This is a genomic window from Actinoplanes sp. NPDC051405 (assembly GCF_055586185.1).
In genome coordinates this window covers 245,679-271,663 of sequence record NZ_JBVJIR010000015.1, presented here as the reverse complement: position 1 = coordinate 271,663, position 25,985 = coordinate 245,679, and the positions used below count along the sequence as shown (strand labels likewise).

At 73.7% G+C, this 25,985-nt stretch carries 27 protein-coding genes, 1 pseudogene and 1 riboswitch; of the genes and pseudogenes, 10 read left to right on the top strand and 18 right to left on the bottom strand.

The features are described 5' to 3' along the window. Position 1: 1 nt before the first annotated feature. Positions 2–1,165 (top strand): RNA polymerase sigma factor, encoded by a 1,164-nt coding sequence (locus ACZ6S4_RS30400; RefSeq protein WP_465478192.1) that lies wholly within the window; start codon positions 2–4, stop codon positions 1,163–1,165. Here ACZ6S4_RS30400 and ACZ6S4_RS30395 read toward each other — a convergent pair. The 3 genes and pseudogenes from ACZ6S4_RS30395 to ACZ6S4_RS30385 all read right to left on the bottom strand — a co-directional run. Beyond that, positions 1,146–2,033 (bottom strand): hypothetical protein, encoded by an 888-nt coding sequence (locus ACZ6S4_RS30395; protein WP_465478191.1) that lies wholly within the window; start codon positions 2,031–2,033, stop codon positions 1,146–1,148. The two genes, ACZ6S4_RS30400 and ACZ6S4_RS30395, sit on opposite strands and share 20 nt — an antisense overlap. Continuing rightward, positions 2,026–2,562, bottom strand: a complete 537-nt coding sequence (locus ACZ6S4_RS30390; RefSeq protein ID WP_465478208.1) for a SigE family RNA polymerase sigma factor — start codon at positions 2,560–2,562, stop codon at positions 2,026–2,028. Before ACZ6S4_RS30390 ends, ACZ6S4_RS30395 begins: the two co-directional genes overlap by 8 nt. A 201-nt stretch (positions 2,563–2,763) precedes the next feature. Continuing rightward, positions 2,764–3,588, bottom strand: a pseudogene (locus ACZ6S4_RS30385) (LysR family transcriptional regulator); the annotation flags it as partial. Positions 3,589–3,659: 71 nt separating this feature from the next. Between ACZ6S4_RS30385 and ACZ6S4_RS30380 the strand changes: the two are divergent. Further along, positions 3,660–4,514, top strand: a complete 855-nt coding sequence (locus ACZ6S4_RS30380; protein ID WP_465478190.1) for a dihydrodipicolinate synthase family protein — start codon at positions 3,660–3,662, stop codon at positions 4,512–4,514. On the opposite strand, the gene ACZ6S4_RS30375 is transcribed toward ACZ6S4_RS30380, so the two are convergent. The 6 genes from ACZ6S4_RS30375 to mycP all read right to left on the bottom strand — a co-directional run bounded on the left by ACZ6S4_RS30375 (position 4,511) and on the right by mycP (position 9,996). Next, positions 4,511–5,647, bottom strand: a complete 1,137-nt coding sequence (locus ACZ6S4_RS30375) for a serine hydrolase domain-containing protein (protein WP_465478189.1) — start codon at positions 5,645–5,647, stop codon at positions 4,511–4,513. The genes ACZ6S4_RS30380 and ACZ6S4_RS30375 overlap by 4 nt on opposite strands. A 54-nt stretch (positions 5,648–5,701) precedes the next feature. Continuing rightward, positions 5,702–6,319: a DJ-1/PfpI family protein gene (locus ACZ6S4_RS30370; protein WP_465478188.1), complete on the bottom strand. Its 618-nt coding sequence runs from the start codon at positions 6,317–6,319 to the stop codon at positions 5,702–5,704. Between the two features lie 3 nt (positions 6,320–6,322). Beyond that, the gene (locus ACZ6S4_RS30365) at positions 6,323–7,273 is read right to left on the bottom strand and encodes a GlxA family transcriptional regulator (protein WP_465478187.1); all 951 of its coding nucleotides are present in this window, start codon (positions 7,271–7,273) and stop codon (positions 6,323–6,325) included. Positions 7,274–7,346: 73 nt separating this feature from the next. Next, entirely contained in the window at positions 7,347–7,877 is a 531-nt protein-coding gene (locus ACZ6S4_RS30360; RefSeq protein ID WP_465478186.1) for a DUF6817 domain-containing protein, read from the bottom strand. After that, a complete protein-coding gene (locus tag ACZ6S4_RS30355) occupies positions 7,874–8,761 on the bottom strand; it encodes a Vgb family protein (protein WP_465478185.1) in 888 nt (295 codons plus the stop codon). Before ACZ6S4_RS30355 ends, ACZ6S4_RS30360 begins: the two co-directional genes overlap by 4 nt. Before the next feature lie 20 nt (positions 8,762–8,781). Continuing rightward, on the bottom strand, positions 8,782–9,996 hold the full coding sequence (gene mycP, locus ACZ6S4_RS30350; RefSeq protein WP_465478184.1) for a type VII secretion-associated serine protease mycosin: 1,215 nt from the start codon (positions 9,994–9,996) through the stop codon (positions 8,782–8,784). Between the two features lie 142 nt (positions 9,997–10,138). Further along, a riboswitch (cobalamin riboswitch) is annotated at positions 10,139–10,212 on the top strand. Positions 10,213–10,273: 61 nt separating this feature from the next. On the opposite strand from mycP, the gene ACZ6S4_RS30345 reads away from it, so the two are divergent. Genes ACZ6S4_RS30345 through ACZ6S4_RS30335 form a run of 3 tightly spaced genes read left to right on the top strand, consistent with a single transcriptional unit; the run spans position 10,274 to position 11,831 of the window. Continuing rightward, positions 10,274–10,480, top strand: a complete 207-nt coding sequence (locus ACZ6S4_RS30345; protein WP_465478183.1) for a CbtB domain-containing protein — start codon at positions 10,274–10,276, stop codon at positions 10,478–10,480. Continuing rightward, complete coding sequence (locus ACZ6S4_RS30340) at positions 10,471–11,256, top strand: CbtA family protein (protein WP_465478182.1); 786 nt, start codon at positions 10,471–10,473, stop codon at positions 11,254–11,256. Before ACZ6S4_RS30345 ends, ACZ6S4_RS30340 begins: the two co-directional genes overlap by 10 nt. Then, positions 11,253–11,831 (top strand): histidine phosphatase family protein, encoded by a 579-nt coding sequence (locus ACZ6S4_RS30335; protein ID WP_465478181.1) that lies wholly within the window; start codon positions 11,253–11,255, stop codon positions 11,829–11,831. The genes ACZ6S4_RS30340 and ACZ6S4_RS30335 overlap by 4 nt, the downstream gene beginning before the upstream one ends. Positions 11,832–11,843: 12 nt before the next feature. Here the strand turns inward: ACZ6S4_RS30335 and ACZ6S4_RS30330 are convergent, their stop codons facing one another. Then, positions 11,844–12,872, bottom strand: a complete 1,029-nt coding sequence (locus ACZ6S4_RS30330) for a phosphotransferase (RefSeq protein WP_465478180.1) — start codon at positions 12,870–12,872, stop codon at positions 11,844–11,846. A gap of 53 nt (positions 12,873–12,925) precedes the next feature. Here ACZ6S4_RS30330 and ACZ6S4_RS30325 point away from each other — a divergent pair, with 53 nt between their 5' ends. Genes ACZ6S4_RS30325 through ACZ6S4_RS30315 form a run of 3 tightly spaced genes read left to right on the top strand, consistent with a single transcriptional unit; the run spans position 12,926 to position 15,042 of the window. Continuing rightward, positions 12,926–13,513: a helix-turn-helix domain-containing protein gene (locus tag ACZ6S4_RS30325; protein ID WP_465478179.1), complete on the top strand. Its 588-nt coding sequence runs from the start codon at positions 12,926–12,928 to the stop codon at positions 13,511–13,513. Continuing rightward, positions 13,513–14,238 (top strand): SRPBCC family protein, encoded by a 726-nt coding sequence (locus ACZ6S4_RS30320; protein WP_465478178.1) that lies wholly within the window; start codon positions 13,513–13,515, stop codon positions 14,236–14,238. Before ACZ6S4_RS30325 ends, ACZ6S4_RS30320 begins: the two co-directional genes overlap by 1 nt. 12 nt (positions 14,239–14,250) lie before the next feature. Continuing rightward, a complete protein-coding gene (locus tag ACZ6S4_RS30315; protein WP_465478177.1) occupies positions 14,251–15,042 on the top strand; it encodes an alpha/beta fold hydrolase in 792 nt (263 codons plus the stop codon). Here ACZ6S4_RS30315 and ACZ6S4_RS30310 read toward each other — a convergent pair. Next, positions 15,039–15,737 (bottom strand): bleomycin resistance protein, encoded by a 699-nt coding sequence (locus ACZ6S4_RS30310; protein WP_465478176.1) that lies wholly within the window; start codon positions 15,735–15,737, stop codon positions 15,039–15,041. The two genes, ACZ6S4_RS30315 and ACZ6S4_RS30310, sit on opposite strands and share 4 nt — an antisense overlap. A gap of 544 nt (positions 15,738–16,281) precedes the next feature. On the opposite strand from ACZ6S4_RS30310, the gene ACZ6S4_RS30305 reads away from it, so the two are divergent. Both ACZ6S4_RS30305 and ACZ6S4_RS30300 read left to right on the top strand, forming a co-directional pair. Next, positions 16,282–17,700, top strand: a complete 1,419-nt coding sequence (locus ACZ6S4_RS30305) for a coiled-coil domain-containing protein (protein ID WP_465478175.1) — start codon at positions 16,282–16,284, stop codon at positions 17,698–17,700. A gap of 211 nt (positions 17,701–17,911) precedes the next feature. Then, positions 17,912–18,250 (top strand): RNA polymerase-binding protein RbpA, encoded by a 339-nt coding sequence (locus ACZ6S4_RS30300; protein WP_015622005.1) that lies wholly within the window; start codon positions 17,912–17,914, stop codon positions 18,248–18,250. A gap of 67 nt (positions 18,251–18,317) precedes the next feature. On the opposite strand, the gene ACZ6S4_RS30295 is transcribed toward ACZ6S4_RS30300, so the two are convergent. From ACZ6S4_RS30295 to kamD, 7 genes are all read right to left on the bottom strand, one after another. Next, a complete protein-coding gene (locus ACZ6S4_RS30295; RefSeq protein WP_465478174.1) occupies positions 18,318–18,851 on the bottom strand; it encodes an FxsA family protein in 534 nt (177 codons plus the stop codon). A 61-nt stretch (positions 18,852–18,912) separates the two neighbouring features. Next, positions 18,913–19,722, bottom strand: a complete 810-nt coding sequence (locus ACZ6S4_RS30290; RefSeq protein WP_465478173.1) for a polyprenol monophosphomannose synthase — start codon at positions 19,720–19,722, stop codon at positions 18,913–18,915. Beyond that, positions 19,719–21,338: an apolipoprotein N-acyltransferase gene (gene lnt / locus ACZ6S4_RS30285; RefSeq protein WP_465478172.1), complete on the bottom strand. Its 1,620-nt coding sequence runs from the start codon at positions 21,336–21,338 to the stop codon at positions 19,719–19,721. The genes ACZ6S4_RS30290 and lnt overlap by 4 nt, the downstream gene beginning before the upstream one ends. Positions 21,339–22,069: 731 nt before the next feature. Further along, positions 22,070–23,335, bottom strand: a complete 1,266-nt coding sequence (locus tag ACZ6S4_RS30280; protein WP_465478171.1) for a glutamate mutase L — start codon at positions 23,333–23,335, stop codon at positions 22,070–22,072. Continuing rightward, positions 23,332–23,697, bottom strand: a complete 366-nt coding sequence (gene kal / locus ACZ6S4_RS30275) for a 3-aminobutyryl-CoA ammonia lyase (RefSeq protein ID WP_465478170.1) — start codon at positions 23,695–23,697, stop codon at positions 23,332–23,334. The genes ACZ6S4_RS30280 and kal overlap by 4 nt, the downstream gene beginning before the upstream one ends. Continuing rightward, complete coding sequence (gene kamE / locus ACZ6S4_RS30270; protein ID WP_465478169.1) at positions 23,694–24,428, bottom strand: lysine 5,6-aminomutase subunit beta; 735 nt, start codon at positions 24,426–24,428, stop codon at positions 23,694–23,696. The genes kal and kamE overlap by 4 nt, the downstream gene beginning before the upstream one ends. Then, positions 24,425–25,984, bottom strand: coding sequence for a lysine 5,6-aminomutase subunit alpha (gene kamD / locus ACZ6S4_RS30265; protein ID WP_465478168.1), 1,560 nt, complete (start codon positions 25,982–25,984; stop codon positions 24,425–24,427). Before kamD ends, kamE begins: the two co-directional genes overlap by 4 nt. Position 25,985: the final 1 nt, after the last annotated feature.

The following is a 25,985-nucleotide window of genomic DNA, read 5'->3' as shown; positions in this document are numbered from 1 at the left end:
AGTGGACGAGGCCCTGCTGCGCAGCCTCACCCCTGCGGTGATCGGCGTTCTCGTGCGTCGCGGCGCCGACTTCCCGGCGGCCGAGGACGCCGTGCAGGACGCCCTGCTGGAAGCCGTACGCGGGTGGCCCGGTGACCCGCCCCGCGATCCCAAGGGCTGGCTGGTCACCGTGGCCTGGCGCAAGTTCCTCGACGCCACCCGCGCGGAAACGTCGCGCCGGCACCGGGAGGTACGCGTCGAGGCCGAACCGCCGCCCGGCCCGGGTGAGGTGGTCGACGACACGCTGCAGCTGTACTTCCTGTGCGCGCACCCGTCGCTGACCCCGGCCTCGGCGGTCGCCTTGACGTTGCGGGCGGTCGGCGGGCTGAGCACCCGTCAGATCGCGCAGGCGTACCTCGTGCCGGAGGCGACCATGGCCCAGCGGATCAGCCGGGCCAAGCGGACCGTCGCCGGGGTGCGGTTCAACCAGCCCGGCGACCTCGCCACCGTGCTGCGGGTGCTCTACCTGGTCTTCAACGAGGGCTACTCCGGTGACGTGGACCTGGCCGGCGAGGCGATCCGGCTCACCCGCGAGCTGGCCGCCCGGACGCTGGACGAGGAGGTCGCCGGTCTGCTCGCGCTCATGCTGCTGCACCACGCCCGGCGCGAGGCGCGTACCGGTCCCGGCGGCCGGCTCGTGCCGCTCGCCGAGCAGGACCGCAGCCGGTGGAACACCCGGCTGATCGCCGAGGGCGTCGACGTGCTCCAGGCCGCGCTGGCCCGCGACCGGCTGGGCGAGTTCCAGGCCCAGGCGGCCATCGCCGCGCTGCACGCCGACGCCCGTACGGCCGAGGAGACCGACTGGGTGCAGATCGTCGAGTGGTACGACGAGCTGGTGCGCCTCACCGACAGCCCGGTGGCCCGCCTCAACCGGGCTGTCGCGGTCGGCGAGGCCGACGGTCCGCGCGCCGGACTCGCCGCCCTGGCGGAGCTGGACCCCGGGCTGCCGCGCCACCCGGCCGTCGCGGCGTACCTGCACGAGCGTGACGGTGACCGGGTGACCGCGGCGCGGCTCTACACCGCGGCGGCCGAGGCCGCGGCCAGCCTCGCCGAACGCGAGCACCTCACCCGGCAGGCCGCCCGGCTCAACGCCCTGCTGCGCGGCCTCAGCTCTTCGTCGGGGTAGGACGGGAGGCGGCGGACTCCGCGGTGACGACGACCTTGCTGATGTCGATGCGTACCGCGTCGGCGGCCCGGCGGCGCATCTGATCGAACAGGGCCCGGGTGATGGGCGGTCCGACGTACGTGCCTCGGACCCAGACCGTCGGCCGGCCCGTGGCGCTGTCCTTGCCGCTGCCGCTGGCGGTGCCCCGCATCTTCAGCCCGGCCGGGTCCAGGACCGGCGGCTTCTCGGTCCGGCCGTCGGTGGTGAGGGCGGGCCGGGCGGCCGACACGGTGAACCACAGGCCGGTGACCTCGACGACCTTCGCGTCACGCACCCCGTCGATCTTGAGCAGGTTCCTGGCGGCGCGTTCCAGCTGGGCCCTGGTGGTCGACTGGTCGATGGCGATCGCCGGGCCGCCGGCCGGGGCGTCGGCGAAGACCTGCTTCAGGTCCTTGATGTGGGAGAAGTCGTGGTCGCCCTGGCCGAGGGCGGAGAACACCGCGGTGAGGAACTTCTGCTGGCCGCTGACCGACTCGGCGTCGCGGCCGGGGTCCGGTGTCCAGGTCAGCACCGGGATCGTGGTCTGGTACTGGCGCAGCGACGGATCCAGCGCGACAGCCGAGGCCGCCGGTGGCTGACGGTCCGGCGTTCTGTCGTTGTCGCCGCGCCCGGCTCCGGCGATGACCGCCCCGCCGATCGACAGGCCGAGCACGACCGCGAACAAGCTGCTCGCGGCCACTCGCGCTGTGCGGCGGCCGCGGGCCACACCTTCGACCGTCTCGTACGTGGGCACGAACGTCCGCCGACGCGCGTCGGCGGCCGCGTCCCGCAGCAGGGCCTCCAGCTCGGGCAGCGGGTTGTCCAGGACGGGGTTCTCGTGGTCAGACATGACGGCCCTCCAGGCTCGCGATGGTGTCCTGCCCGGCGGGCAGGGCCGGGGTGGTGTCGGCCTCGTCGAGGATCTGGCGCAGAGCTTCGCGGCCGCGCGACAGCCGGGCCTTGACCGTGCCGGGCGGCGCCCCGGTCTCGGCGGCGACCTGATCGACGGAACGGTCACACAGGTGGTGCAGCACGATCGCGCGCCGCTGTTCCTCGGGCAGCCGCTGCAGGGCCGCCACGATCAGCGGCGTCTCCACCCCGGGCGCGGGCACGTCCGCGATCGGCCCGTGCCGCCGCCACGCCGCCAGCCGCGACCGGGCGGAACGCCAGCGGCTGACCGCGATCCGGCGTGCGACCGTCCTGATCCACGCCTCCGGCTCGTCGCCGTCAGCGAAGCGCCGGCGTCTGCTCCAGGCCCGGATGAACGCCTCCTGCACGGCGTCCTGGGCCTCGCCGAAATCGCCGGTGAGCAGGTAGACCTGCCCGACCAGCCGGGCGAACGCCGATGCGTAGAACGCCCTGTAATCCTCGTCCGTCACGCCGAACCCGCTTCCCTCGGTGCGTGCTTCCGCCGGTGGCACGCCGCCGGGCGGCCCGCCGGTTGCAGCGATCCGGAGATTTTTCAGCGGGGGTCGCCGAAGCCGCTGCTCGCGGCGCGGATCTCGGTGACGAAGGCGGCCACCGCCGGGTGGGGGGGGGGGGGGGGGGGGGAGGGGGGGGGGGGGGGGGGCGGGCGGGGGGGGTCCCCCCCCCCCCCCCCCCCGGTACGCGATCCGGGTACGCCGGCGCGTCTGCAACGGCACGAGCCAGACGCCGGTGGGTGGCTTCGCCGTGGCCAGTTCGGGCACCAGCGACACGCCCTGGCCGGCCGCGACCAGGGCGAGCACCGTGGTGAAGTCGTCGGCCTGATGCCGGGTCCGGGGCGTGAAGCCCGCCGCCCGGCACACGTGCAGGGTCACGTCGTGGCACAGCGTCCCGGGGCTGGCCACGATCCAGTCCGCGTCGCGCTGGTCCCGCAGCGACCCCGAGCCGGTCGACGGCAGCGCCAGGTAGACCGTCTCGTCCAGCAGCGGCACGGCGTCGAGCATCGGATCGGGCTTGACCGGGACGACGTCGTAATCGTGCAGCAGCCCGACGTCGAGCCGGTGCTCGCGCAGCGCGTCCGGGACGGCCGCCGGGTCCAGCTCGGTGACCATGAGCTCCAGCCCGGGGTGGCGTTCGGCCAGGGCGACCAGGGTGGCCGGCAGCAGGGTACGGACCGCCGTGGGGAACGCGCCGATGCGCAGCGGCCCGGACAGGCCGGTGGCCAGCGCGGCGATCGCGGTGGTCGTCTGCTCGAGCGCGGCCAGCACGCACTCGCCGTGCTGGACCAGGACCCGGCCGGCCGGGGTCAGGGCGACGCGCCGGCCGGTGCGTTCCAGCAGCGGCAGGCCGACTTCGCGTTCCAGGGCCGACAGCTGCTGGGAGACCGCGGACGGCGTGTACATGTGCGCCTGCGCGACAGCGTTGATCGTGTCGAGGCGGGCGAGGTCGCAGAGCAGGCGCAGGCGCCGGACATCCAGCATCAGCTGAGCTTACGGTTCTGCGCAGAAATGTGAACTGGACCTTATGGCAGTTGGTGCCAGAGGCTGGGCCCATGACTTTCTCCGGTGTGTACGTCCCGCTGATCACCCCGTTCGACGCCGACGGGTCGGTGGCCCTGGACGCCCTGGAAGCGCTGGCCCGGGAGGTGCTGGCCGGCGGTGCGGCCGGGCTGGTGGCGCTGGGCACGACCGGGGAGCCGGCGTCGCTGAGCGCCGACGAGCAGCGCGCCGTGCTGGACGTGGTCACGCGGGTGTGCCGGGACGGCAACGCCACGCTGGTCGTCGGGGCGAACTCGGTCGAGGCGGTGCGGGCGTTGCGGGAACGGCCCGGGGTTGATGCCGCGTTGAGCCTGGTGCCACCGTTCCTGCGGCCCGGGGAGGACGGTGTTGTCGCGTACTTCGAGGCGCTGACCGCGGCGAGCCCCGTGCCGGTGCTGGTCTACCACGTACCGTACCGGACGGGGCAGTCGTTGTCGGCGGTGGCCATGCGGCGCTTGGCGGCGATTCCGGGGGTGGCCGGGGTGAAGCTGGCGGCCGGTGGCATCGACGCGGCGACCGTGGAGCTGCTGGCCGATCCGCCGGCCGGGTTCTCGGTGCTCGGCGGTGACGACGCGTTCGTGTCGCCGCTGCTGGCCCTGGGTGCGGACGGCGGGATCCTGGCGTCGGCGCACGTGGCCACCGACCGCTTCGCCGAGTTGGTGCGGGCGTGGGCGGCGGGGGACGCCGTACGGGCGCGGGCGGTGGGTCATGCGCTGGCTGGGCTGGCGCTGGCGTTGTTCGCCGAGCCGAACCCGACGGTGATCAAGGGAGTGCTGCACGCCCAGGGCCGGATCCCGACTGCCGCCGTACGGCTGCCGCTGGTGCCGGCCGCCGCGCACAGTGTCGAGGCGGCGCTCAAGCAGCTCTAGCCGAGGGCGTCGCGGACGGCGGCGATGAGGCGGGTGGCCCGGGCGTCGCCGTAGCCGACCATGCGGTTGGCGACGTACGCGAAGCCGACGCCGTACTCGTCGTCGCCGAAGGCGAACTGCCCGCCCGCGCCGTCGTTGCCGAAGCTGCGCGCGCCCGGCAGCGCCCGGAAGGCCGAGTCGAGCAGGAAGCCCGAGCCCCACCGCTGTCCCGCGTCCATCCCGGACCAGCTCGCGCCGGCGGACTGCTCACGGACCAGGTCCGTCACCGTCTGCTCGCTCAGCAGCCGCTCGGTGCCGTCGACGCCGGTCACGGCGGCGGCGAACAGCGTGGCCAGGCCGGTCGCGGACGACACGGCGCCCGCGCCGGGGATCTCGGCGGCGAGCAGCTCGGGATCGTTCCAGCCGTGCGGCTCGTCCAGGCCGGGGAAGACGAACGCGCCGTTCATGGTGACCATCCGCATGATCAGCGTCTCGGGGCCGGGCATCGGCGGGCGGCCCGGCGCTTCGGTGAGCCGGGCGAGATCACCGAGCTCCTCGCGGGGTGCGCCGATCCAGGTGCGCAGCCCGAGCCGGTCCGCGATGGCCGCGCGGAACCAGGCGCCCGGGCTCAGCCCGGTGATCCGCCGGATCAGCTCACCGAGCAGGAACCCGAAGACATGAGCGTGATACTCGTACGCCGTGCCGGGCTCCCACAGTGGCGCCTGCTCCTCGATGGCCCGCACGACCGGCGTCCACGCGGTGACCTCCTCGAACGACAGACTCCGGTCGAGCACCGGCAGCCCGGCCCGGTGTCCGAGGACCATCCGCGCGGTGATGCCGTCCTTGCCGTGCGCGGCGAACGCCGGCCAGTACCGGCTCACCGGCGCGTCGAGGTCGAGCTCGCCGCGCTGGGCGAGCAGGTGCGTGCAGATGCTCACCACGGCCTTCGCGCACGAGAACACCGGCACCGCGGTGTCGACGGTCCACGGCCGGCCGGTGCGTTCGTCGGCGACGCCACCGCACAGCTCGACCACCTTGCGGCCGCCGGCGTAGACGGTGACGGCCGCGCCGAGCTCCGGGAAGTCGCCGAAGGTGCGGGCGAAGACGTCGGCCACCGCGCCGAAACGCTCGTCGGCCTCTCCCCTGACGTCCACAGCGGGACACGGTAGGCGGCCCGCGGCGTCGCCTCCACCGATTTGCGGCAGCCTTCAGCGGATCAGTTCCAGGGCGCGTTCGGCCAGGCCGGGCGGCGCCGACCGAGGGGACCCGGCGGTGAACGGCGGGTCCGGGTCGTACTCGACGGCCAGCTGCACAGCCTGCGCGGTCTCGTCGTCGCGCAGGCGGGCCAGCAGGGTCAGCGCCATGTCGATCCCGGCGGAGACGCCCGCCGCGGTGATCACCGGGCCGTCGGTCACGACGCGCTGCTCGACCGGCTGCGCCCCGAACGCGGCGAGCCCGTCGCGCCAGCCCCAGTGGCTGGTGGCCCGGCGCCCGTCCAGCAGTCCGGCCGCGGCCAGCACGAACGAGCCGCTGCAGACCGAGGTCATCCACTGGGGACGGGCCGCCAGCAGCCAGGCGCGCAGCCCGGGATCGTGCATCGCCTCGGCGGTGCCGGGGCCGCCGGGCACGACGATGACCTCCGGGTGCGGCAGGTCGGCGTAGCCGGCGGTCGCGGTCAGGGTGAGGCTGCCGAGGTCGTCGGTCACCGGTCCGGGGGCCGCGGCCACGAACGTCACGGTGACCTGCGGGGCGAAACCGAGCACGGTGTACGGGCCGACGGCGTCCAGGGCGGTGAACCGGGGATAGAGCGGGATGGCGACGTGCATGCCTCAGGCCTCTCTGTGCTGGAAGCGGCGGCGGTAGTCGGCCGGTGAGATCCGCCAGCGGCGCCGGAACGTGCGGTACAGGGTCTCGGGCAGGCCCAGGCCGCAGTCGCGGGCGACCCGGGCCAGCGGCGCGTCGGTGGACTCGAGCAGGCGCCGGGCCGCCTCGGCCCGGCTGTGCTCGACGTAGCGGCCGGGCGGCATGCCGACCTGGCGGGTGAAGACGCGGGAGAAGTGCCGTTCGCTCATCGCCGCGCGCCGGGCCAGAGCCGGCACGCTCAGGTCCGCGGCCGGGTTCGCGTCGATGTAGGCGCGCAGCTCACGCAGGGGTTCACTGCGCGGGACGCCGGTGCGCATCGGCGTGCTGAACTGGCTCTGCCCGCCCGGCCGGTGCAGGTAGACGACCAGGCCGCGGGCAACGTCGGCGGCCAGGGCGGTGCCGTGGTCCTCGGCCACCAGCGCCAGCGCCAGATCGATGCCGGCGGTGACCCCGGCGGAGGTCCAGACGGTGCCGTCACGCACGTAGATCGGATCCGCGTCGACCTCGACCCGCGGGTAGGCCGCGGCGAGGTCCTCGGCGACCAGCCAGTGCGTGGTCGCGCGGCGCCCGTCGAGCAGCCCGGCCTCGGCCAGCAGCAGGGCGCCGTTGCACACCGACGCGACCCGCCGGGCGCGCCCGGCGAGGCGGGCGATCGGCGCGGCCAGGTGCAGGTGCCGCGGCGCGGACAGCCCGCCGGCCACCAGCAGCGTGTCGATGTCGGTGAGGTCGTCGAAGGCCACCGCGGTGGTGGTGACGCCGTTGTGGGCCCGGACCGGGCCGGCCTCCGCGGCCGACACGTCGAGGCGGTAGCCGCCGCGGGCGATCAGGGCCGCGGTGGCGAACACGTCGGCCGGGCCGGCCAGGTCGAGCAACTGAAAACCGTCGTAGACGACGACGGCGATGCGGCGGTCCCCCATGGCGTCGATGATCGCGGGGTACGCGGGGTGGCGTCCACGCCACGACCATGACGATTTCGGCCATCGGGCCGGCTCAGCCCAGGATGCGGCGGGCCTCCGCGAGGACGGCGGGAGAGGCCAGCGGCGCCCAGGACGCGAACAGCTCGCGGAAGTAGGCGCCGTGGCGGGCGACGAACGTCGGGTCCTGCTCGGCCACGTCGAGCTCGTTCACGATGCTCAGGTCGGTGAACGGGCCGGTCTGCTCCGGGGCCAGCTCGTGAGCGTCGCCGGTGAAGCGGTCCCACACCTGCCGGGTGTCCGGCAGGGCCCGCCAGGTGCGGGAACGGTCGCAGGCGCCGTACAGGTAGATCAGCGCCTCGGCCCGCTCACCGACCAGCTCGCGCAGGACAGCCCGGTCCGCGACCGCCAGCAGGGTCCGGTCGAAGCCGTCGGTGCCGTAGGCGGCGTGGGCCAGCCCGGCCAGCTGCACCTGCGGATCGTGGCCGAGCGCGCCGAGGCGGTCGTGGACCCGGCCCAGGTGGGCGGAGAGGGTGCCGCCGGGGTGCTCGATGCTCTCGGCGCCGCGTTCACGCAGCCAGGCCCGCACGGTCTGCTCGGTGCTCATCGCGCCGGGCCCGCGCCGGTGAGCACGGCGACCTTGCCGGTTTCCAGCGCCACCCATACGGCGCCGTCCGGGCCGACGGTCAGGCCGTGCGGTTCGGACTTCGGGCTCGGCAGGTCGTGCTCGGTGATCGTGCCGTCGGCGCTGATGTGCGCGACGCGGTTGGCGCCCCATTCGGTGAACCAGCAGCCGTCGCCGCCGGCGATGATCGCGTGCGGGCGGGCCGCGCGGTCGGGCAGGGCGAACTCGGTCACCGTGCCGTCCGGGGTGATCCGGGCGACCTGGCCGGCGCCGATCTCGACGCACCACAGCGCGTCGCCGCCGGCGGTGATCCCGACCGGGGCGGCGGCGGGGGTGGGCAGGTCGTGCACGGTGACCGCGCCGTCGGTGGTGATCCGGCCGACGGCATTCGCCTGGTTGAGGGTGAACCACAGGGCGTCGTCGGGGCCGGCGGTGATGGTCGAGACGAAGGCCTGCGAGACCGGCAGGTCGAACTCGCGCAGGTCGCCGGCCGGGCTGAGCCGCCCGATGCGGTCGGCGTTCATCTCGGTGAACCAGAGCGCGCCGTCGGGGCCGGCGGTGATCCCGTACGGGCCGCAGCCGCGCGTGGGCAGCGGGAACTCGCTGAGCCGGCCGTCGGTGGTGATCCGGGCGATCCGGTCGTCCTGGGTGCGGGTGAACCACAGCGCCCCGTCCGGCCCGGCGGTGATCAGGCTGGGCTGGCAGTCGGGGGCACCGAGGTCGAAGGTGCGCAGCTCGCCGCCGGTGGTGAGGCGCGCGATCCGCCCGGCGTGCACGAGCGTCAGCCACAGAGCGCCGTCGGGGCCGGTCGTGATGCCGTACGGGCCGGCGTCCTCGTCGGCGACCGTGATCTCCCGGATGTCCATGCCGTTCCCCCTTCGCTGTCTCAGGGCACTTCCGGGTCGGGCGGGCGCCAGCCGCGGCGCCGGCCCCGGCGCAGGGCGGCGGCGACGACCACGACCAGCAGCACCACGCCGGCGCCGATCCCGGCGACCAGCAGTGACATGTCCTGCGCGTGGGCGCGGCGGGCGGCCAGCGCCAGCGCCGCGGGGTCCTCGGTGTGCATGACCGCCGGTGCCGGCGGCGGCGGGGACTCCGGGCCGAGGGTCTCGGTGAGCGCCCGGTACGGGTTCAGCACGCCGAAGCCGTACAGCTCGCTGCGCCGCCCGCCGGGGGCCGGGTCGGCGGTGGCCAGGATGCGCCGGGCCACCTGGGCCGGGGTCAGCGACGGGAACCGCTGCTTGAGCAGTGCGGCGGTGGCCGCCACGAACGGCGTCGCGTAGCTGGTGCCGTCGCCCTGGGTGTGCCCGGAGCGGCGCGCGGCGATGGTCACCCCGACGCCCGGGGCCATCACGTCCACGTAGTCGCCGTGCTGGGAGAAGTCGCCGGCCACGCCGTTGGCGCCGATCGCCCCGACGCCGATCACGTCGGGATAGGACGCCGGGTACGGCCGCGGGTTGCCGTCGTCGGGGCGCCCGTCGTTGCCGGCCGCGGCGACCACGACCACGCCGGCGGCGACGGCCCGGGCCACGGCGGCGCGGACCCGGCCGTCGTCGGTGGTCATCACCAGCGACATGTTGATCACGTCGGCGCCGCCCTCGTCGACGGCCCAGTCGATCGCGGTGGCGAACTTGGCCGGGCTGACCGGCCCGCCGGTGCTCTGGTCGGTGTCGGTCTGCTCGCTGACCCGCACCGGCACGATGGTCGCGTCCGGGGCCAGCCCGCGCAGGCCGGCGCCGGCGACGGGCTCGGCGGCGATGAGGCTGGCCACGGCCGTGCCGTGCCCGACGCAGTCCTGGCGCCCGGTCGCGTCGCCGTGCAGGAAGTCCCGGCCGGCGGCGACCCGGTCACGCAGTTGCGGATGGTCGGCGTCCACGCCGGAGTCGATGACCGCGACGCGCACCCCGGCACCGGTGGCGAACGGGGCGAGCCGTTCCGGGGCGAACAGCTGCGTCTCGTACGGCTTGGCCGCGCTGACCTCGGCCGGGCCGGGCAGAGTGGGGCAGACGAAGGCCCGGGCCTGGGCGGGCACGGCCGGCAGCAGCACGGCGGTCACCCCGGTCAGCGCACCCAGCGCCGCCGTCACCCTGCGCAACCTCATCGCCACTCCCCCGCACCATGACCGGCTTGGATGTTACCGAGCCCGGCCCGGCGGCGGTGACCCGGATGCTGTGAGCACCGGCTCGATTGACCGGCTCCGGCGGGCGCCGCTAGGTTGTGGGGACCATCTGCGGCGTCGTGAGGGAAACCGGTGGGAATCCGGTGCGGTCGCGCCACTGTGAACGGAGCCCTGCGGGGTTTCCGTGAGTCAGGACGCTCACACGTACGCAGGCCTGTTGAACGGGACGCGTCATCCCGGTAGGAGGTCTGACCCAGTCATGTCGAACAACACTCAGTCGGTACGCCCGCTGAACCCGCCCGCTGTCTCACCGCGGGTGCTCTGGACCGCCGTCGGCGCGGTCACCATGCTCCTGCTGCTGGCCTACCTGGTCGCCTTCGACCAGGGCGCGGTCTCGCAGAGCGGCATGTACCTGCACGAGCTCATGCACGACGGCCGCCACCTGCTCGGCGTGCCGTGCCACTGAGCTCGGCCCGCACCACCCCGACTTATGGCGCCATCCTGCTGCGGGGCCTGCTGGCCGGCCTGATCGCGGGTCTGCTGGCGGGCGTCTTCGCGTACGCCACCGGGGAGAGCCGGATCGACGCGGCCATCGCCATCGAGGAAGCCGCGGCCCACGCGCAGACCCCCGGCGCGGCCGACGACGGTCACCACGACGAGGAGCTCGTCTCGCGCACCGGCCAGAAGGGCGGCCTGTTCCTGGCCACGGCCCTGTACGGCGTGGCGATGGGCGGGTTGCTCGCGACGGCGTACACGTTGCTGCGCCGGCGGTTGCGCACCTCCAGCGACACCCGGGCGGCGTTCGGCCTGGCCGGGGCGGCCCTGCTCGGCATCGTGCTGGTGCCGTTCGTGAAGTATCCGGCCAATCCGCCCGCGGTCGGCGATCCCGCGACGATCAACCAGCGCACCATCGGTTGGCTGTCGATCGTGGTGATCGGCGTGGTCGCGGTCTGGGCCGGGGTGCTGGCGTCCCGCTCACTGCGCGCGGGCGCACCGGAGTGGATGCGGGCCGCGGCGGCGCTGGGCGGTTTCCTGGCGGTGGTCGCGATCGGGTACGTGTTGCTGCCCTCGTTCGACGAGGTGCCCGACACGTTCCCGGCCGGCCTGCTGTGGACGTTCCGGCTGGCCTCGCTCGGCACCCAGGTGACGTTGTGGACCGCGCTGGGGCTGGCATTCGCGGCTCTGCTGGACAGGCTGGCCAAGCGGGCGCCGGCCGAGCAGTCCGGGGCCGTGACCGTGTGAGCGGTGTACGGCTGCTCGCCACCGCCATCACCCCGGCGCTGCGCCGGGCGGTCTTCGCCGGCGACGACGACGATCTCGACGAGGGCGGCCTGCGGGCCGCCCTCGCCCTGTGCGACCCGGACGGCCCGGCCGACCTCGGCGGTCGCGGCGACCTGTGGGTGTGCGCGCCGTCGCAGGCGGCGCTGCAGACCGCGCGGGCGCTGGGCCACGACGACCCGGTGGTGGAGAAGGCGCTGGCCGACCCGGCGTTCGGCACGTGGAGCGGGCTGGGCCTGGGCGACGTGGCCGGCCGTGACCCCGAGGGTCTGCAGGCGTGGCTGACCGACCCGGGCGCGGCCCCGCACGGCGGCGAGTCGCTGACCGCGGTGCGGCAGCGGGCGGGTGCGTGGCTGGACAGCCAGCGCGAGCAGCGCACGGTGGCGATCGCCCATCCGGTGGTGGTCCGGGCGGCGCTGACGCACGCGCTGGGGCTGCCGGACGCGGCGGTGTGGCAGCTGGACGTGGCGCCGCTGTCGCTGATCCGGCTGACCCACCGCACGAGCCGCTGGCACGTGTCGTTCCCGCCGGCCGGATAGCGCTCCGGCACGTCAGTCCAGGGCTTCGCGGGCCCAGCGGGTCACCTGCGACAGCACCGGGGAGCGGCCCGCGAAGACCTCCGCGGTGTCGCGGGAGTCGTAGGCGCCCCGGCCGCTGCCCTGCGCGGCCGCCAGCAGCATCCGCGGCGCCAGCCAGTAGTACTTGGCCGCGCCCGTCAGCTTGATCGCCCGGCTGATCGTCGCGTCATCCAGCACGCCGCCCAGCCCGCGCCGATAGCCGTCGGCGACCGCGGCCGTCACGTCGTCGATCAGGGTGATGTCGATCAGCCCGTCGAAGAACGCGTCCAGGGTCAGGTTGGCGACGTCCTCGCCGATCGCGCCCGGCCCGGTGAACGCCCAGTCCAGCAGGACCGGCCCGGCCGCGCCGATGATCAGGTTCATCGGCCACAGGTCGTGGTGGCACAGCGTGCGCGGCAGGGTGTCGGCCGCGGCGAGCAGCTGGGTGCGCCGGTGCCACAGCGCGCGCAGGTCCTGCCGCAGCCGCGGGGACCAGCCGGCGACCGCGGCCGGGTGCTCCCAGTCCGGCTCGCCCACCGGCTGGGCGCTGGTGTAGTCGCGCAGGAAGTCGCGGGAAAGCCAGGCGTCGGTGGGCGGGCGGCCGAGCCAGCGGGCCTGAGCGACCCCCATCCGGTACGCGACGTCGCCGAGCTCCGCGCCGCCACAGGCAGGCCCGGCAACGCCCTCGACGTGCTCGAGCCACAGGGCGACGGAGCCGTCGGCGCGTTCCTCGGTGCCGAGCAGGGCGGGCGCGCTGATCCCCGCGTCGGCGAAGGCGGTGCGGGCCAGGCCGCTGCGGTACGCGAGCAGCTCACGCCGCCAGTAGTTCCAGTGCCCCGGCTCGTCGGAGGCCTGCAGGTGCGCCGCCGCGTCGGCCCGGCCGGGCGTGGAGAGCTTCAGCACCGCGGCGACGCCGTTGCGGCGGACCCGCCAGATGCCGCCGGTGGCGCCGTTGCCCGCGTTGTGGGTCAGCTCCTGGGCGGTGCCGGGCTCGGTGATCAGATCGTCGGGAGGGGTGCGCACGACGGTGATCCTACCCCTGGACAAATTTTTTTGTCGGTGGGAGAGTGGGCGCCATGGAAGACGTCGCAGTGATCGAGGACCCGGCCGCCGCCGAGGTCAGCCTGGACCCGATCCGCAGCCGGCTGCTGGCCGCGCTGGCCGTGCCCGGCTCGGCCACGATGCTCGCCGCCCAGGTCGGCCTGCCCCGGCAGAAGGTCAACTACCACCTGCGCACCCTGGAGCAGCACGGGCTGCTGGAGCTGGTCGAGGAGCGCCGCAAGGGCAACGTCACCGAACGGGTGCTGCAGGCCACCGCCGCCTCGTACGTCATCTCCCCCACCGCGATGGCCGCCGTCGCCCCCGACACGTCCCGGGCGCCGGACCGGCTGTCGGCGCGCTGGCTGCTCGCCGTCGCGGCGCGGCTGGTCCGCGACGTCGGCGAGCTGATCACCGGCGCGGGCAAGGCCCGGCAGAAGGTCGCCACGTTCGCCATCGACGGCGAGGTCCGCTTCGCCAGCGCCGCCGACCGGGCCGCGTTCGCCGAGGAGCTGACCGTGGCGGTCACCGCTTTGGTGAGCCGCTTCCACGACGAGGACGCGCCCGGCGGGCGCAGCCACCGGCTGGTCGTCGCCGTGCACCCCACCGTGACCCGGGAGCGCTGATGGGCAAGGACTTCGAGGCCCACCTGGACGCGCCGGTGCCGGCCACCCCCGAGCAGGTGTGGGACACGGTGGCCACCGGGCCCGGGATCAGCTCCTGGTTCGTCGGACGCACCGAGATCGACGGCGAGACCGTACGCACCTCGTTCGGCGACGGCTGGATGCCCGAGGGGCACGTCACCGCCGCGCAGCAGCCGCACCGGTTCGCGTACCGCAGTGACACCGGCGAGGACGGGCGCTTCGTCGCGTACGAGTATCTGATCGAGGGCCGCACCGGCGCGGCCACCGTCCTGCGGACGGTGACCAGCGGTTTCCTGCCGGGCGACGACTGGGCCGACGAGTACGAGGCGATGCGGTACGGCACCGAGCTGTTCTTCCACACGCTCACGCAATGCCTGTACTGGTTCCCCGGCCGTTTCGCCATCCCGGTCAACGCCTTCGGGCCGCCGGTCAAGGACTGGCCCCGCACCTGGCAACGCCTGCACCGCGCGCTGGGACTTGACGCCGCACCCCGCGTCGGCGACCCGGTGCACACCGCGGTGATCCCGGACGGCGTCGTGTCGTTCACCAACCCGCACACCCTCGCGGTACGCGCACCCGACGCCATCTACCGCTTCCTGCGCGGCTTCCACGGCTCCCTGGTGGTGGCCCACGCGCTGTTCACCCCCACGGATCCCGGGATCTGGCCCGCCTTCCTCGCCTCCCTCGAACTCGACAGCCACGACTGAAGGACGATCATCATGCCTACCGTCACCTCCGCCGACGGCACCACCATCGCGTACGAGACCACCGGCAGCGGCCCGGCGCTGATCCTCGTCGACGGCGCCATGTGCTACCGCGACCAGGGCCCCGCGCGTGGACTGGCCGCGGCGCTCGCCGACACCTACACCGTGTACTTCTACGACCGTCGCGGCCGCGGCGCCAGTGGTAACACGCTGCCCTGGTCGCCGCAGCGGGAGATCGAGGACCTGGCCGCCCTGCTCGCGGTGGCCGGCGGTACGGCGTACCTGCTCGGCACCTCCTCCGGAGCGGTCCTGGCCGCAGACGCCGCCGACCGCCTGCCCGGCTTCAGCCGGCTCGCCCTCTACGAGCCGCCGTTCATCGTCGACGACACCCACGCGCCGCGCCCGGACACGTTCCTGGCCGAGACCGAAGCGCTGATCGCCGCCGGCGACACCGGCGGCGCGGTCAAGAAGTTCCTGCGCTCGGTCGACATGCCCGGCTTCGCGGTGCAGATCCTGGCGCTGCTACCACCGTTCCGCAAGATCAAGGCGGCGGCCCACACCCTGCCCTACGACCTGCGCATCCTCGGCGACACCGGGCGCGGGAAGCCACTGGACCCGGCCCGCTGGTCCGGCGTGACGGTCCCGGCGATCGTGCTGGACGGCGGCAAGAGCCCGCAGTACATGCGCAACGCGGCCCGGGCGCTGAGCGAGGCGCTGCCCAAGGCGGAGTACCGCACGCTGCCCGGACAGACCCACCTGGTGAAGCCGGCCGCACTGGCCCCGGTGGTCAAGGAGTTCTTCGCCTAGAGCAGGTCCGCGGCGTTTTCGAACGCGGTGGCCGCTCGGATGGTCTCGTCCGCGGTCAGCGGCACGTTGCGGGCGCGGGTGAGCATCTCGGCGGCGGTCGCGGGGTCGTCCAGGACCAGCGCCACCTCGGCGCGGTAGACCAGGACTTCCACGTGCGTGACGGGGTCACCGTCGGGGTGGGCCAGGGCGCTGTCGAGGATGCGGGCGGCCTGGCGCGGGTCTCCTTTGGAGTCCGCCAGCACGACCGCGTTCGCCAGAGCATTTTCCAGTCGTCCCGCCGGTGCCGGGGTCGGGGCGGCAGCCGGGGTGTGCTGCACGATGCGGATCCAGTTGCCGCCGGGGTCGATGACGCTGAAGCCGGTCGTCCCGTCGTAGTTCTTGCGCGGCCGGGGCCGGGTCATCCGCGGGGTGCCGGCGATCAGCACCTTGCCGTAGGCGGCGCGCATGCCCGCCGCGAACGCCCGGTACAGCTCGCCGATGTCCGGGGTCAGCACGAGGCAGGAGCCGTATGACTGGGCCGGGTCGAAGCCCGCCATCTCGAAGAAGTGCAGGTTCAGGTCCTCGCGTACCAGGGCCGCGTACGGGTTGGGTTTGCGCTGGAGGTAGGTGGTGTGGAAGCCGAGCACCTCGTAGAAGGCGACGGTGTCGTCGATGGAGGAGCAGGGCAGCAGGGGGACGGTGACCTCGTTGCTCATGCGCTCTTCCTAGCGCTCGCCGCGGCGATGGCGCCCATGGAAATGGCCGAACGGTGGCCGGGTGCCGCTGAACGACCGATGCCGGGTGCGGGATCGTGGGGGTGGTGCGGCGCGGTGGCGGGAAAGTGTCGGTGGGTGGCGTTAGGGTCGGTCCGCGATGGTGGATGACGACGCTTCCGTGACGAGCGACCCGACTTTGACCGGCCCGACTTCGACTGGTTCAGCTTTGACGGGGCCGGCTTCGACCGACCCGACTTCGACCGACCCGGCCTTGGCTGGTCCGGCTTTGACGGGTCCGGCTTCGACCGACCCGGCTTTGGCTGCTCCGGCTTTGGCCGACCCGGCTTTGGCTGGTCCGGCGACCGGTGCGGCGACGGCCCGGCCCTCCGGAGCCGGCTCCCCGGGAAGCCGAGCAGGGACCGCCGGGGCTGTAACGGCCGGGCACGGGTCCCCCGGAGGCGAACCCGGGTCCAGGTCCGCCCGGGCTGTGCTGGCCGAGCACGGATCCACCGTTGACGACACCGGATTCGGGTACGCCGGGTCTGTGACCGCCGAGCACCGGTCCACCGGAGGCGGCACCGGTGCCGGTTCTGGTTCTGGGCCCGCCGAGCTGGCCACAGGCGGTGCCGGTGGCGTCTACTCCGGCGATCCGGTGCCCGAGACGCGCCCGTGTGCCCACTGCGGGCGGCCGGTTCCGCAGCGGGCTGCTGCTGGTCGTCCGTTCCGCTACTGCCGGGACAACGACGGCGAGTGCCAGCGGGCCTCGCGCAACGTGCGGATGCGGCACCGGTCCTCGCCCGGGCTCGCGGGTCAGGTGGCCCGCACCTGGGAGGCCGTCGACCGCCTCGATCAGCTTGTCGGCACGCTCAGCGAGGCGCTGCACGCCGAGATGTCGCCGGCCGGGGTGGAGCGGCAGGTGGCCGAGGTCCGGGCGGAGACGTCCCGGCAGGTCGCGGCCGCGCACACCGAACGCGACGACGCCCGCCGTGATGCCGATCGGGCTGCCGAGGCCGCCGGGGCCGCTGCGCAGGAGGCTGCTGTCGCGCGGGCCGAGCGCGATGACGCCCAGCAGGCCGCGCAGCATGCCCGGCGTCTGGCTGAGGCCGCTGCGCAGGACGCTCGGCTGGCCGTTGCGGGGCGGGACGAGGCGCAGGCTGCCGCCAGTGCTGCTGTCGCGCTGCGGGAACAGGCCGAGACGGAACGGGACCGGGCCCGGGCGGAGGCCACCGCTGTCCGGCGTGAGCTCGACGACGCCCGCCGAGAAAGCGAAGCCAAGTCCCGCGAGCTGGACGACGTCCGCAGGGAAAGCGAAGCGAAGTCCCGCGAGCTCGATGACGCCCGCCGGGAAAACGAAGCCAAGTCGCGGAACCTGGACGACGCCCGCCGGGAGACCGAGACGCAAGCGCGCGAGCTGGAGGCTGCACGGGCCGAGGTGCAGACGCTGACCCGTGATCTCGCCGCCGCGCGGGAGCAGAGTGCGGCAGCCAACGAGCGGGCCGAGGCTCTGGACCGTGAGCGGGACGCCGCCCGGGCGGAGGCGCAGCAGGCAGTGCGCGATGTCACTGCCGCACGAGCCGAGGCCGGCCGGGAACGTGAGAACACCGAGCGTGCCGCGCGCGAAGTGGAGGCGCTGCGGCGTACCGTGACTGAGGAGCGGGCGGCGCTCGCCGCGGCCCGCGGCGACGCGGATGCCGCGCACACCCGGGTGGCTCAGCTTTCGGCCCAGGTCAGTGACCTGGCCTCGGCGCTGGCGTCACTCGGCCCGGCCCGGGCCGTCCCGGCACAGACTTCGACCGGCGGACCAGGCAACGGGTCAGGCACCGGATCCAGAAGCGGACCCGGCGACAGGTCAGGCAACGGGTCAAGCACCCGACCCGGCAACGGGCCGGGTGATCGGGGCAACGGGCAGGGAGGCGGACCAGGCACCGGAACCGCCGAACAGGCCGTCCCGCAGGCACGGTGACCGACATCGCACTATCCGTAGATCCCGCAAAGTCGCGTAAAGTGGACCAAGGTCCACTTCAGGACGGGGCTGAGTCGGCCGATAGGGGACCCGGGCGGTTACGCTCGAAGCGTTAACACCGTCGACATACGGCGGTCGCGGCAGGAATCTCGCGACCGCCCCTTTCGTTACACCAACGGAAGCAGCACCACGAGCGAGGGGAAAGCCGATCATGGGCGAACGCATGCTGCGCGGCAGCCGTCTAGGCGCAGTCAGCTACGAGTCCGACCGCAACACGGAGCTGGCGCCCCGGCAGACCCGCGAGTACCTGTGCGTGAAGGGTCACCAGTTCGAGGTGCCGTTCGCCGTCGACGCCGAGGTGCCGATCACCTGGGAGTGCAAGTTCGACGGCAGCGTCGCACGACTGGTCGACGGCAACGAGCCGGAGCAGAAGAAGGCGAAGCCGCCGCGTACCCACTGGGACATGCTGCTCGAGCGCCGGTCGATCTCGGAGCTGGAGGACATCCTCAACGAACGGCTTCAGGAGGTCCGCACCCGTCGGGGGCGCTGACCGCAGGTAGCAACGTCATCGCCGTCCCGCTCATCAGCGGGACGGCGATTTTGTCGTGTGCCCGCTCCTAGCGGACGATCTCGCCCTCGACGACCTCGCCCTGCACGATCTGGCCGGGCGCGCCGAACGTCGCGGGGCCGGACGGGGAATCCGGGGCCGGCTCGTCGACCGGGGCGGACTGGCGTACCCGCACGTGGCGGGGGCCGAACAGGTCACCGGCGACCGACGCCGGCACCCGCCGCTCGGTGGCGCGTTCCACGCCGCGGCGGGCCAGGATCCGCCCGGGCGGCAGAACCAGCAGCAGACCGGCGACCGCGGAGATGAAGCCGGGGACGGCGAGCAGCAGCGCGCCGAGCAGACCGACCAGGGAGTTGCTCACCTGTGGGCCCGGCGGGCGGCCGGCTTCGGCGGCGGCCCGGAACCCGCGCCAGCCGCGGATGCCCTCGCGGCGCAGCAGCACCAGCCCGGCCACACTCGACGCGGCGATGATCAGCAGGGCCCAGAACGCGCCGAGGGCGTGCACCACGGCCACGAACACGGATATCTCGGCCACCGCGAGCAGGAGCAGCCCCAGCGGGAGCAGAGCCAGACTTCGGCGCATCATCTCCAACCTTCCGGCGTCGCCTCGACGCCCACGGCAAGCATGACACGCCCGTGCCCGGTCACGGCCAGGTCGAACCCTGCCGCGGCTTGCGCCCGAGCTTGGCCAGTACGGCGTCCTTGCGGGCCGACACCCCCCACACGGTGACCCTGAGCAGCTGTTCCTTGAAGATGTTGCCACTCATCTTGCTGACGCCGTGTTCGCGTTCGGTGAACGTGATCGGCACCTCGGCCATCCGGAAACCGTGCCGGTAGGTGCGCCAGGCCAGCTCCACCTGGAACGAGTAGCCGGTCGAGGCGACCGCCGCCACGTCGATCGCGTCGAGCACGGCCATCCGGTACGCCCGGTAGCCGCCGGTGGCGTCCTTGAACGGCATGCCCAGCGCCATCCGGATGTAGATGTTGCCGCCGCGGGACAGCAGCAGCCGGTGCAGCGGCCAGTTGTGCACGCTGCCGCCGGGGATGTAGCGGGTGCCGAGCACCGCGTCGGTGTCACGCAGCACGTCGAGTAGCTTGTGCAGCTCCTCGGGGGCGTGCGAACCGTCGGCGTCCATCTCGACGACCGCGTCGTAGCCTTTGTTCTTCGCCCAGGCGAAACCGGCGACGTACGCGGCGCCGAGGCCTTCCTTGCCCGCGCGGTGCAGCACGAAGATGTGGTCGTCGGCGGCGGAGATCTCGTCGGCGATGTCACCGGTGCCGTCGGGCGAGTTGTCGTCGGCGATGAGGATGTCGACGCTCGGCACGGCCTCGCGGACCCGCCGCGTGATCAGCCGGACGTTGTCCGCCTCGTTGTAGGTCGGGATGACCACGAGGACACGTCCGACCCCCGGGAATCCTTCCGCGCCCGAGACCGTCGGGTTCGCGTCGCTCACCGTTCCTCCGTCGTCGACTCTGCGGCCGCCGCCCGGTCGTCGCGGCGGCGCCGCCGCAAGGGCGCTGCCGCCACGAGGACGAGCACGGCCAGGGCGACGGCCGCCAGCTCCGGCCAATGCCCCAAACGAGTCGCCAGCGTACGCGGTCCGTCCACCCGCATGTCACGCAGGACCACACCCGGCACGTTGAACCCGGTGGACGAGTACACCTGACCGGCCGTGCCGACAAAAGCGGACACTCCCACCGTCGACACCATCAGCGCCTCCCGGCCGTGCTCGACGGCGCGCAGCTGCACCATGGCGAGCTGCTGGCGGGCCTCGGCCTCGTTGAAGGTGGCGTTGTTGGTCTGCACGGCCAGGATCTGCGCCCCGCCGGTGACGGTGTCCCGCACGACCGAGTCGTAGGCGACCTCGAAACAGATCACGTCACCGATGGTCGCCGCCGGGGTCCGTACGACGCCCGGGGTGCTGCCGGCGACCATGTTCTTCACCAGGTCGACCTTGTCGCTGACGACCCGGGCGATGGGGCGCAGCGGCATGTACTCGGCGAACGGCACCGGGTGCCGCTTGATGTACACCTGGTCCAGGTCGGGGCCGGTGACCGGCTGCCACAGGATGCCGGCGTTGCGGATCTCGCCCTCGACGTCGCCGCGCAGCACCGCCCCGAGCAGGATCGGCACGCCGATGGCGGTGGCCGCCCCGGCGATCTGCTGGGCCGCGTCGGGGTTGCGCAGCGGGTCGATGTCGCTGGCGTTCTCCGGCCAGACCACCAGCTCGGGCTGCCGCTGACGGCCGGCGCGGACGTCCGCGGCGAGTTTCTCGGTCGCGCGGACGTGGTTGAGCAGCACCGCCGCCCGCTGGGCGTTGAAATCCAGCCCGAGCCGGGGCACGTTGCCCTGCACGATCGCGACCGTGCGGGTGGTCGTGGCGGGCTCGGCGACCGGCACCAGCGCCGGCCCGGCGATCATCACGGCGGCGACGGTGGCGAACCCGGCCGCCGGCAGCCAGGTGCGCGGCCGGCCCCAGCGGCGCCAGGCCAGCGCGACCAGGGCGCCACCGGCGACCCCGACGGCGAAGGTCACCAGCGGTGCGCCGCCGAGCACGGCCAGGCGCACCGACGGGGCGTCGGCCTGGCTGAACGCCAGCCGCCCCCACGGGAACCCGCCGAACGGGGCCCGGTCACGCAGCGCCTCCTGCGCGACCCAGAGCAGCCCGGCGGTCAGCGGCCACAGCACGCGCAGCCGGTCGTGCAACGGCGACAGCCACGCCCCGGCCAGCCCGAGCAGCGCCAGGTAGCCGGCCTGGGCGAACGACAGCAGCATCCACGGCAGCCAGCCCGCGGCCAGGTGCGTCCAGTCCAGCAGCGGCACGAAGAACACCAGACCGGCGATCATGCCGATCCCGGCGCCGCCCCGCAGCCGCCGCCGGTGCGTCGCCGCGGCCAGCACGGCCACCGCCACGGGCGCCAGCCACCACAGCCCGTACGGCGGGAACGACACCAGCAGTGCTGCCCCGGCGGCCAGCGCGAGCAGCACGGACACCCACAGGCGCAGCGGCCGGGGCGCGGCCGGCACGACCGGGTCCGGCGCCGGCGCGGGCGTTGGCTGAAGCGTCAATAAATCCACCCGCGGAAGGCTACCTGTCGGTGGTCACGAAACCGTCGCACACGCTACCCGCCCGGACCTGCTTGCTCGCCCGGGTGCGGGCCGCTGGCCCGAGAATCCGGGCCTAGGTGGTCGGGGCGGGGCAATCGGGCCCGAGAATCCGGGCCCGAGAATCCGGGCCCCGGCAATCGGGCCCCGGCGGCCGGGGCGGGGCAATCGGGTCGGCCTGGGCGGGCCCGGACCGCCGGGGCCGGAGATAGGTCGGGCCGGAAGATAGGTCGGGCCGGAAGATACGTCGGGCCGGAAGATAGGTCGGGCCGGAAGATACGTCGGGCCGGAAGATACGTCGGGGCGCGGCCCGCAGGCCGCGCCCCGATTGCACCTTGAGATCCGTCCGGGTCCGGTGCGGCACGACGGCGCGTGACCTTCGGACCGGCGCGGCGCGGGCTGGCTGCCCCCGACGTGCCGTTGTCTACTGGCCACGTGTCGCCCTGACCGACACCGGAACAGCGCGGCCGGTCCGCGCCGCCCCGCCGACCCCCACCCCCTGGACCTGGCGTACGCGGGCATCCGGGAACGGGTGCGGGCGTGGCCAGTGGGCGAAGGAACGAAGCGAACAACAGCCGCTTCCCGGAGTAGGACTTGAAGACGGTACGTCGCACCCCCGGCCGTCTGTCAACCGGTGTCCCCGTGTCCGGGCGTGTCGCATTTCCCGGGCGTGTCCCAGCCGTTCACCCGCAGGACTACAGCGCGTCAACAAGGCCCGCGGCGGCCCGTGGGTGCTCCGCGGCGAGCAGCCCCGCCGCGGCCAGCACGTACCGGCTGTCGACGACCCGCCGGGCCCCCACCGGCGCCGCCCAGCCACCGGCCGTGTCCCCCAGCACCGCGTCCAGGACCGCGTCGCCGCCGCCGTGGCGCAGCACCCCGCCGGAACCCACGACCAGCCGCACGTCACGCAGGTCCCGGCCCCCGGTCCGTGGCTGTCCCGGCCCGGCCGACGAGCCGCGTGCGTGGCGCCGCAGGGCGATCATCGCCGCGGTCGCCGCCAGCTGCCGGTCCGTCACCGCGTCGTACGGCGGGCCTCCGGTGATGTCCGGCACCGGCAGCTTCTCCGCCGCCGCGGCCGCGACCACCCCGCTCGCACCGACCCCGACACCCAGGTCACCCTCGACCGTGCGGGACCGCCACAACGTCCCGGCCACGTCACGCCGCGGGCCCGTCTCGGCCTCCGCGTCGGGCACCAGCGCCGAGTACACGTCCGTGGTGGCGCCACCGACGTCGACGACCAGCACCCCGGCGCCGCTGCGGTCGGCCAGCAGCTCCACGCCGGCCAGCACCGCGTCCGGGGTCGCCGCACGCACCAGCGACGCGAACCGCGACCCCCGCGACAGCCGCTTGCCGCCGATCACGTGCCGCAGGAACACCTGCCGGATCGCCAGCCGCGCCGGGCCCGGATCCAGCACCCCGATGCGGGGCAGCACGTTGCCCGTCACGGTCACCGGGATCCCGCGTCCGGTCAGCACCGCGGCGGCCTGCTCGCGTACGTCGGCGTTGCCGGCCAGCACCACCGGCACCCGCAGCCGCGACGTGCCCAGCCGGCCCGCGTTGTGCAGCAGCACCTCGCTGTCGCCGCCGTCGGTGCCACCGACCAGCAGGATCACATCCGGACGGGCCGCGCGCAGCGCCGCCACCGCCCGACCGTCGAGCCGGCCCGCGGCCACGTGCACGACCTGCGCGCCCGCGGACAGGCCGACGCGGTGCCCGGCCTCGGCGGTGACCAGCGACTCGTACCCGATCACGGCCAGGCGCAGGCCGCCGCCGGCCGACGAGCACACGAACAGCTCGCCGTCGCCGCCCAGGGCGGCGACAGCGGCGTCGAGACCGGTCAGCACATCCGAGCCGGCCGTCGTCGGCACCTCCGCGCGCCGCACCAGCCGCCCGTCGTCGAGATCGACCAGACAAGCCTTGGTGTACGTGGACCCGACGTCGACACAGACGGCGAAGGTCATCCTCTGGCCGGCACGACCACCGTGCCCGTGGCGGTCACCGCGACGATCGGCTCGTCCAGCACCGCCGCCGCCGACCCGCCCGTGCCCCGGCACACCACCACCGACCGGAACTCGATGGTCCGTGACCGGGTGCCCATCCGGGTCACCGTCGCGGTCACCTCCAGCACGTCACCGGCCTGCACCGGCGCGGTGAACTGCACGTCGGAGTACGACGCGAACAGCCCTTCGTCCCCGTCGAGCCGGATGCACACCTCGGTGGCGACATCGCCGAACAATCCCAGCGAGTACGCCCCGTCGACCAGGTTGCCCGCGTAGTGGGCGTGGGCGTACGGCACGTACCGGCGATGCGTCACAGTGATCATGCTTTGCTCCCGATCAAGGCGTGGACCAGATACGAGGCGACCTCGCGTGGCGTCGTACCCCGGCCGAAGATCCGGTCCACGCCCAGCTCGCCCGCCATCAGTTCGTCGAACCGCGGCCCGCCCACGATCAGCAACGGCCGCTTGCCGGCCGGCATCGCCTCCCGGAACGCCGCCGTCATCGCCCGCGTGTTCTGCAGGTGCGCGTCGCGCTGGGTCACCACCTGCGACACCAGCACCGCGTCGGCCTTGCGCGCCCGGGCCTCCTCGACCAGCTCCGGCACCGACACCTGCGCACCCATGTTCGTCACGGCCAGCTCCCGGTAGTACTCCAGGCCCTTCTCCCCCGCGATGCCCTTGACGTTGAGGATCGCGTCGATACCCACCGTGTGCGCGTCGGTGCCGATGCACGCGCCGACCACGTTCAGCCGCCGCCGCAGCTTGCGCTTGATCACCGCGTTCACCTCCTTCGCGCTCAGCAACGGGAAGTCCCGCTCGACGACCTGCACCGTGTCGGTGTCGACAAGATGACTGACCCGCCCGTAGACCACGAAGAACGTGAACCCGTCACCCATCGCCTTGGCGTGCACCAGCAGCGCCGGGTCCATGCCCATCTTGTTGGCCAGCTGCACCGCGGCGCCCTCAGCCCGCTTGTCGTGCGGGACCGGCAGCGTGAACGACAGCTGCACCATCCCGTCACCGGTGGTGTCCCCGTACGGCCGCACGATGCTCACGCGGCGCCCTCCAAAGCGAGAGTCACGGGGTTGTAGTAGCCGTCCTCATGCCTCGCGACCCCGTCCAGACCCTTGCCCCGGTCCGCCGGCCGCTTCATGATCCCGAACGTGCCGTCGGCGATCGCCGTCAGCATCGTGTCGTCGACGATCTTCTCCAGCAGCTCGATCGCCTCACCGAGCACCGCGTGCGCCCGCGACTGGATGAACCCGCCCGGCGCCGGCACGAAATCCTCGTGCAGATTGCCGGCCCCGTTCAGCACGTACCGCACGTTCTGCAACGCGATGTCACGGTCCGACAGCCACGGCGTCACCACCGCCTCGGTCATCATCCCCACCAGCAGGATCCCCTGCCCGGTCAGCGCACCCACCAGGTTGAAGAACCCGTCCAGCAGGTTCCCGCGGAACACGTCGCCGGTCATGTGCTTGGTCGGCGGCATCCACTTCAGCGGCGCGTCCGGGAACAACTCCCGCGCCAGCAACGCGTGCGCCAGCTCCAGCCGGAACGACTCCGGCAGCTCCGGGTTGATCTCGAACGCGTGCCCCAGCCCCAGCTGCCAGTCCGCCAGCCCCGCCTCGTGCGCGAAGAACTCGTTGAGCAGCTGCGACACCGTCACCGTGTGCGCCGCCTCGACCGCGTCCGCCGTGGTCAGGTAGTTGTCCTCACCGGTGTTGATGATGATCCCGGCCCGGGCGTGCACCTGCCGCGAGAACCGCTGATCCACGAACGTGCGGATCGGGTTGATGTCACGGAACAGGATCCCGTACATCGAGTCGTTGAGCATCATGTCCAGGCGCTCCAGCCCGGCCAGCGCCGCGATCTCCGGCATGCACAACCCCGACGCGTAGTTCGTCAGCCGCACGTACCGGCCCAGCTCCTTCGACGTCTCGTCCAGCGCCGCCCGCATCAGCCGGAAGTTCTCCTGCGTCGCATACGTGCCCGCGAAACCCTCCCGGGTCGCCCCCTCGGGCACATAGTCCAGCAGCGACTGCCCCGTCGAACGGATCACCGCGATCACATCCGCGCCGGCCCGCGCCGCCGCCTGCGCCTGCGGGATGTCCTCGTAGATGTCCCCGGTCGCCACGATCAGATAGATCCACGGCCGCTGCTGCGGATCCCCGTACCGCTTGATCAGCCGGTCCCGCTCAGCCCGGCGCCGATCCACCACCTTCAGACCCGCGTCGGTCGCCCGCCGCGCGGCCCGGCGGGCCGCCGCCACCTCGGCCCTGGACTCCGGTACGGCGAAAGTCACCGCCCCCGCCGCGGCCTTCTGCGCCAGCACCGTGACATCCTCCACGCCGTGGCCCGCCAGGGCGTGGAACACCGGCAACGCCACCCCCCGGCCCAGACCCACATCGGCGCGCACCGCGTCGACCAGCCTGTTCACCCACGGAATGCCGTCGGAATCCGCCCCCGACACCCCGGCCAGGCGCAGCACCGCCCGCTCCACCGACACCGTCGTGTGCGAGCGCGCCAGGTCCACGACCGGCTGCCCCGCCCGCGCGGCGAGCGCCCTGGCCCGCCGCACCACGTGCGGATCCAGCCCCAGCTTGTTCACG

Bases quoted from the DNA above. Each gene is read 5' to 3' on its own strand.
- ACZ6S4_RS30370 (WP_465478188.1), bottom strand. From the start codon at position 6,319: ATGCACGTCGCCATCCCGCTCTATCCCCGGTTCACCGCCCTGGACGCC.
- ACZ6S4_RS30380 (WP_465478190.1), top strand. From the start codon at position 3,660: ATGACTTTCTCCGGTGTGTACGTCCCGCTGATCACCCCGTTCGACGCC.
- kal (WP_465478170.1), bottom strand. From the start codon at position 23,697: ATGATCACTGTGACGCATCGCCGGTACGTGCCGTACGCCCACGCCCAC.
- ACZ6S4_RS30280 (WP_465478171.1), bottom strand. From the start codon at position 23,335: ATGACCTTCGCCGTCTGTGTCGACGTCGGGTCCACGTACACCAAGGCT.
- ACZ6S4_RS30355 (WP_465478185.1), bottom strand. From the start codon at position 8,761: ATGGACATCCGGGAGATCACGGTCGCCGACGAGGACGCCGGCCCGTAC.
- ACZ6S4_RS30295 (WP_465478174.1), bottom strand. From the start codon at position 18,851: ATGCGCCGAAGTCTGGCTCTGCTCCCGCTGGGGCTGCTCCTGCTCGCG.
- ACZ6S4_RS30345 (WP_465478183.1), top strand. From the start codon at position 10,274: ATGTCGAACAACACTCAGTCGGTACGCCCGCTGAACCCGCCCGCTGTC.
- ACZ6S4_RS30325 (WP_465478179.1), top strand. From the start codon at position 12,926: ATGGAAGACGTCGCAGTGATCGAGGACCCGGCCGCCGCCGAGGTCAGC.
- ACZ6S4_RS30320 (WP_465478178.1), top strand. From the start codon at position 13,513: ATGGGCAAGGACTTCGAGGCCCACCTGGACGCGCCGGTGCCGGCCACC.
- ACZ6S4_RS30310 (WP_465478176.1), bottom strand. From the start codon at position 15,737: ATGAGCAACGAGGTCACCGTCCCCCTGCTGCCCTGCTCCTCCATCGAC.
- ACZ6S4_RS30315 (WP_465478177.1), top strand. From the start codon at position 14,251: ATGCCTACCGTCACCTCCGCCGACGGCACCACCATCGCGTACGAGACC.
- ACZ6S4_RS30300 (WP_015622005.1), top strand. From the start codon at position 17,912: ATGGGCGAACGCATGCTGCGCGGCAGCCGTCTAGGCGCAGTCAGCTAC.
- ACZ6S4_RS30360 (WP_465478186.1), bottom strand. From the start codon at position 7,877: ATGAGCACCGAGCAGACCGTGCGGGCCTGGCTGCGTGAACGCGGCGCC.
- ACZ6S4_RS30395 (WP_465478191.1), bottom strand. From the start codon at position 2,033: ATGTCTGACCACGAGAACCCCGTCCTGGACAACCCGCTGCCCGAGCTG.
- ACZ6S4_RS30365 (WP_465478187.1), bottom strand. From the start codon at position 7,273: ATGGGGGACCGCCGCATCGCCGTCGTCGTCTACGACGGTTTTCAGTTG.
- mycP (WP_465478184.1), bottom strand. From the start codon at position 9,996: ATGAGGTTGCGCAGGGTGACGGCGGCGCTGGGTGCGCTGACCGGGGTG.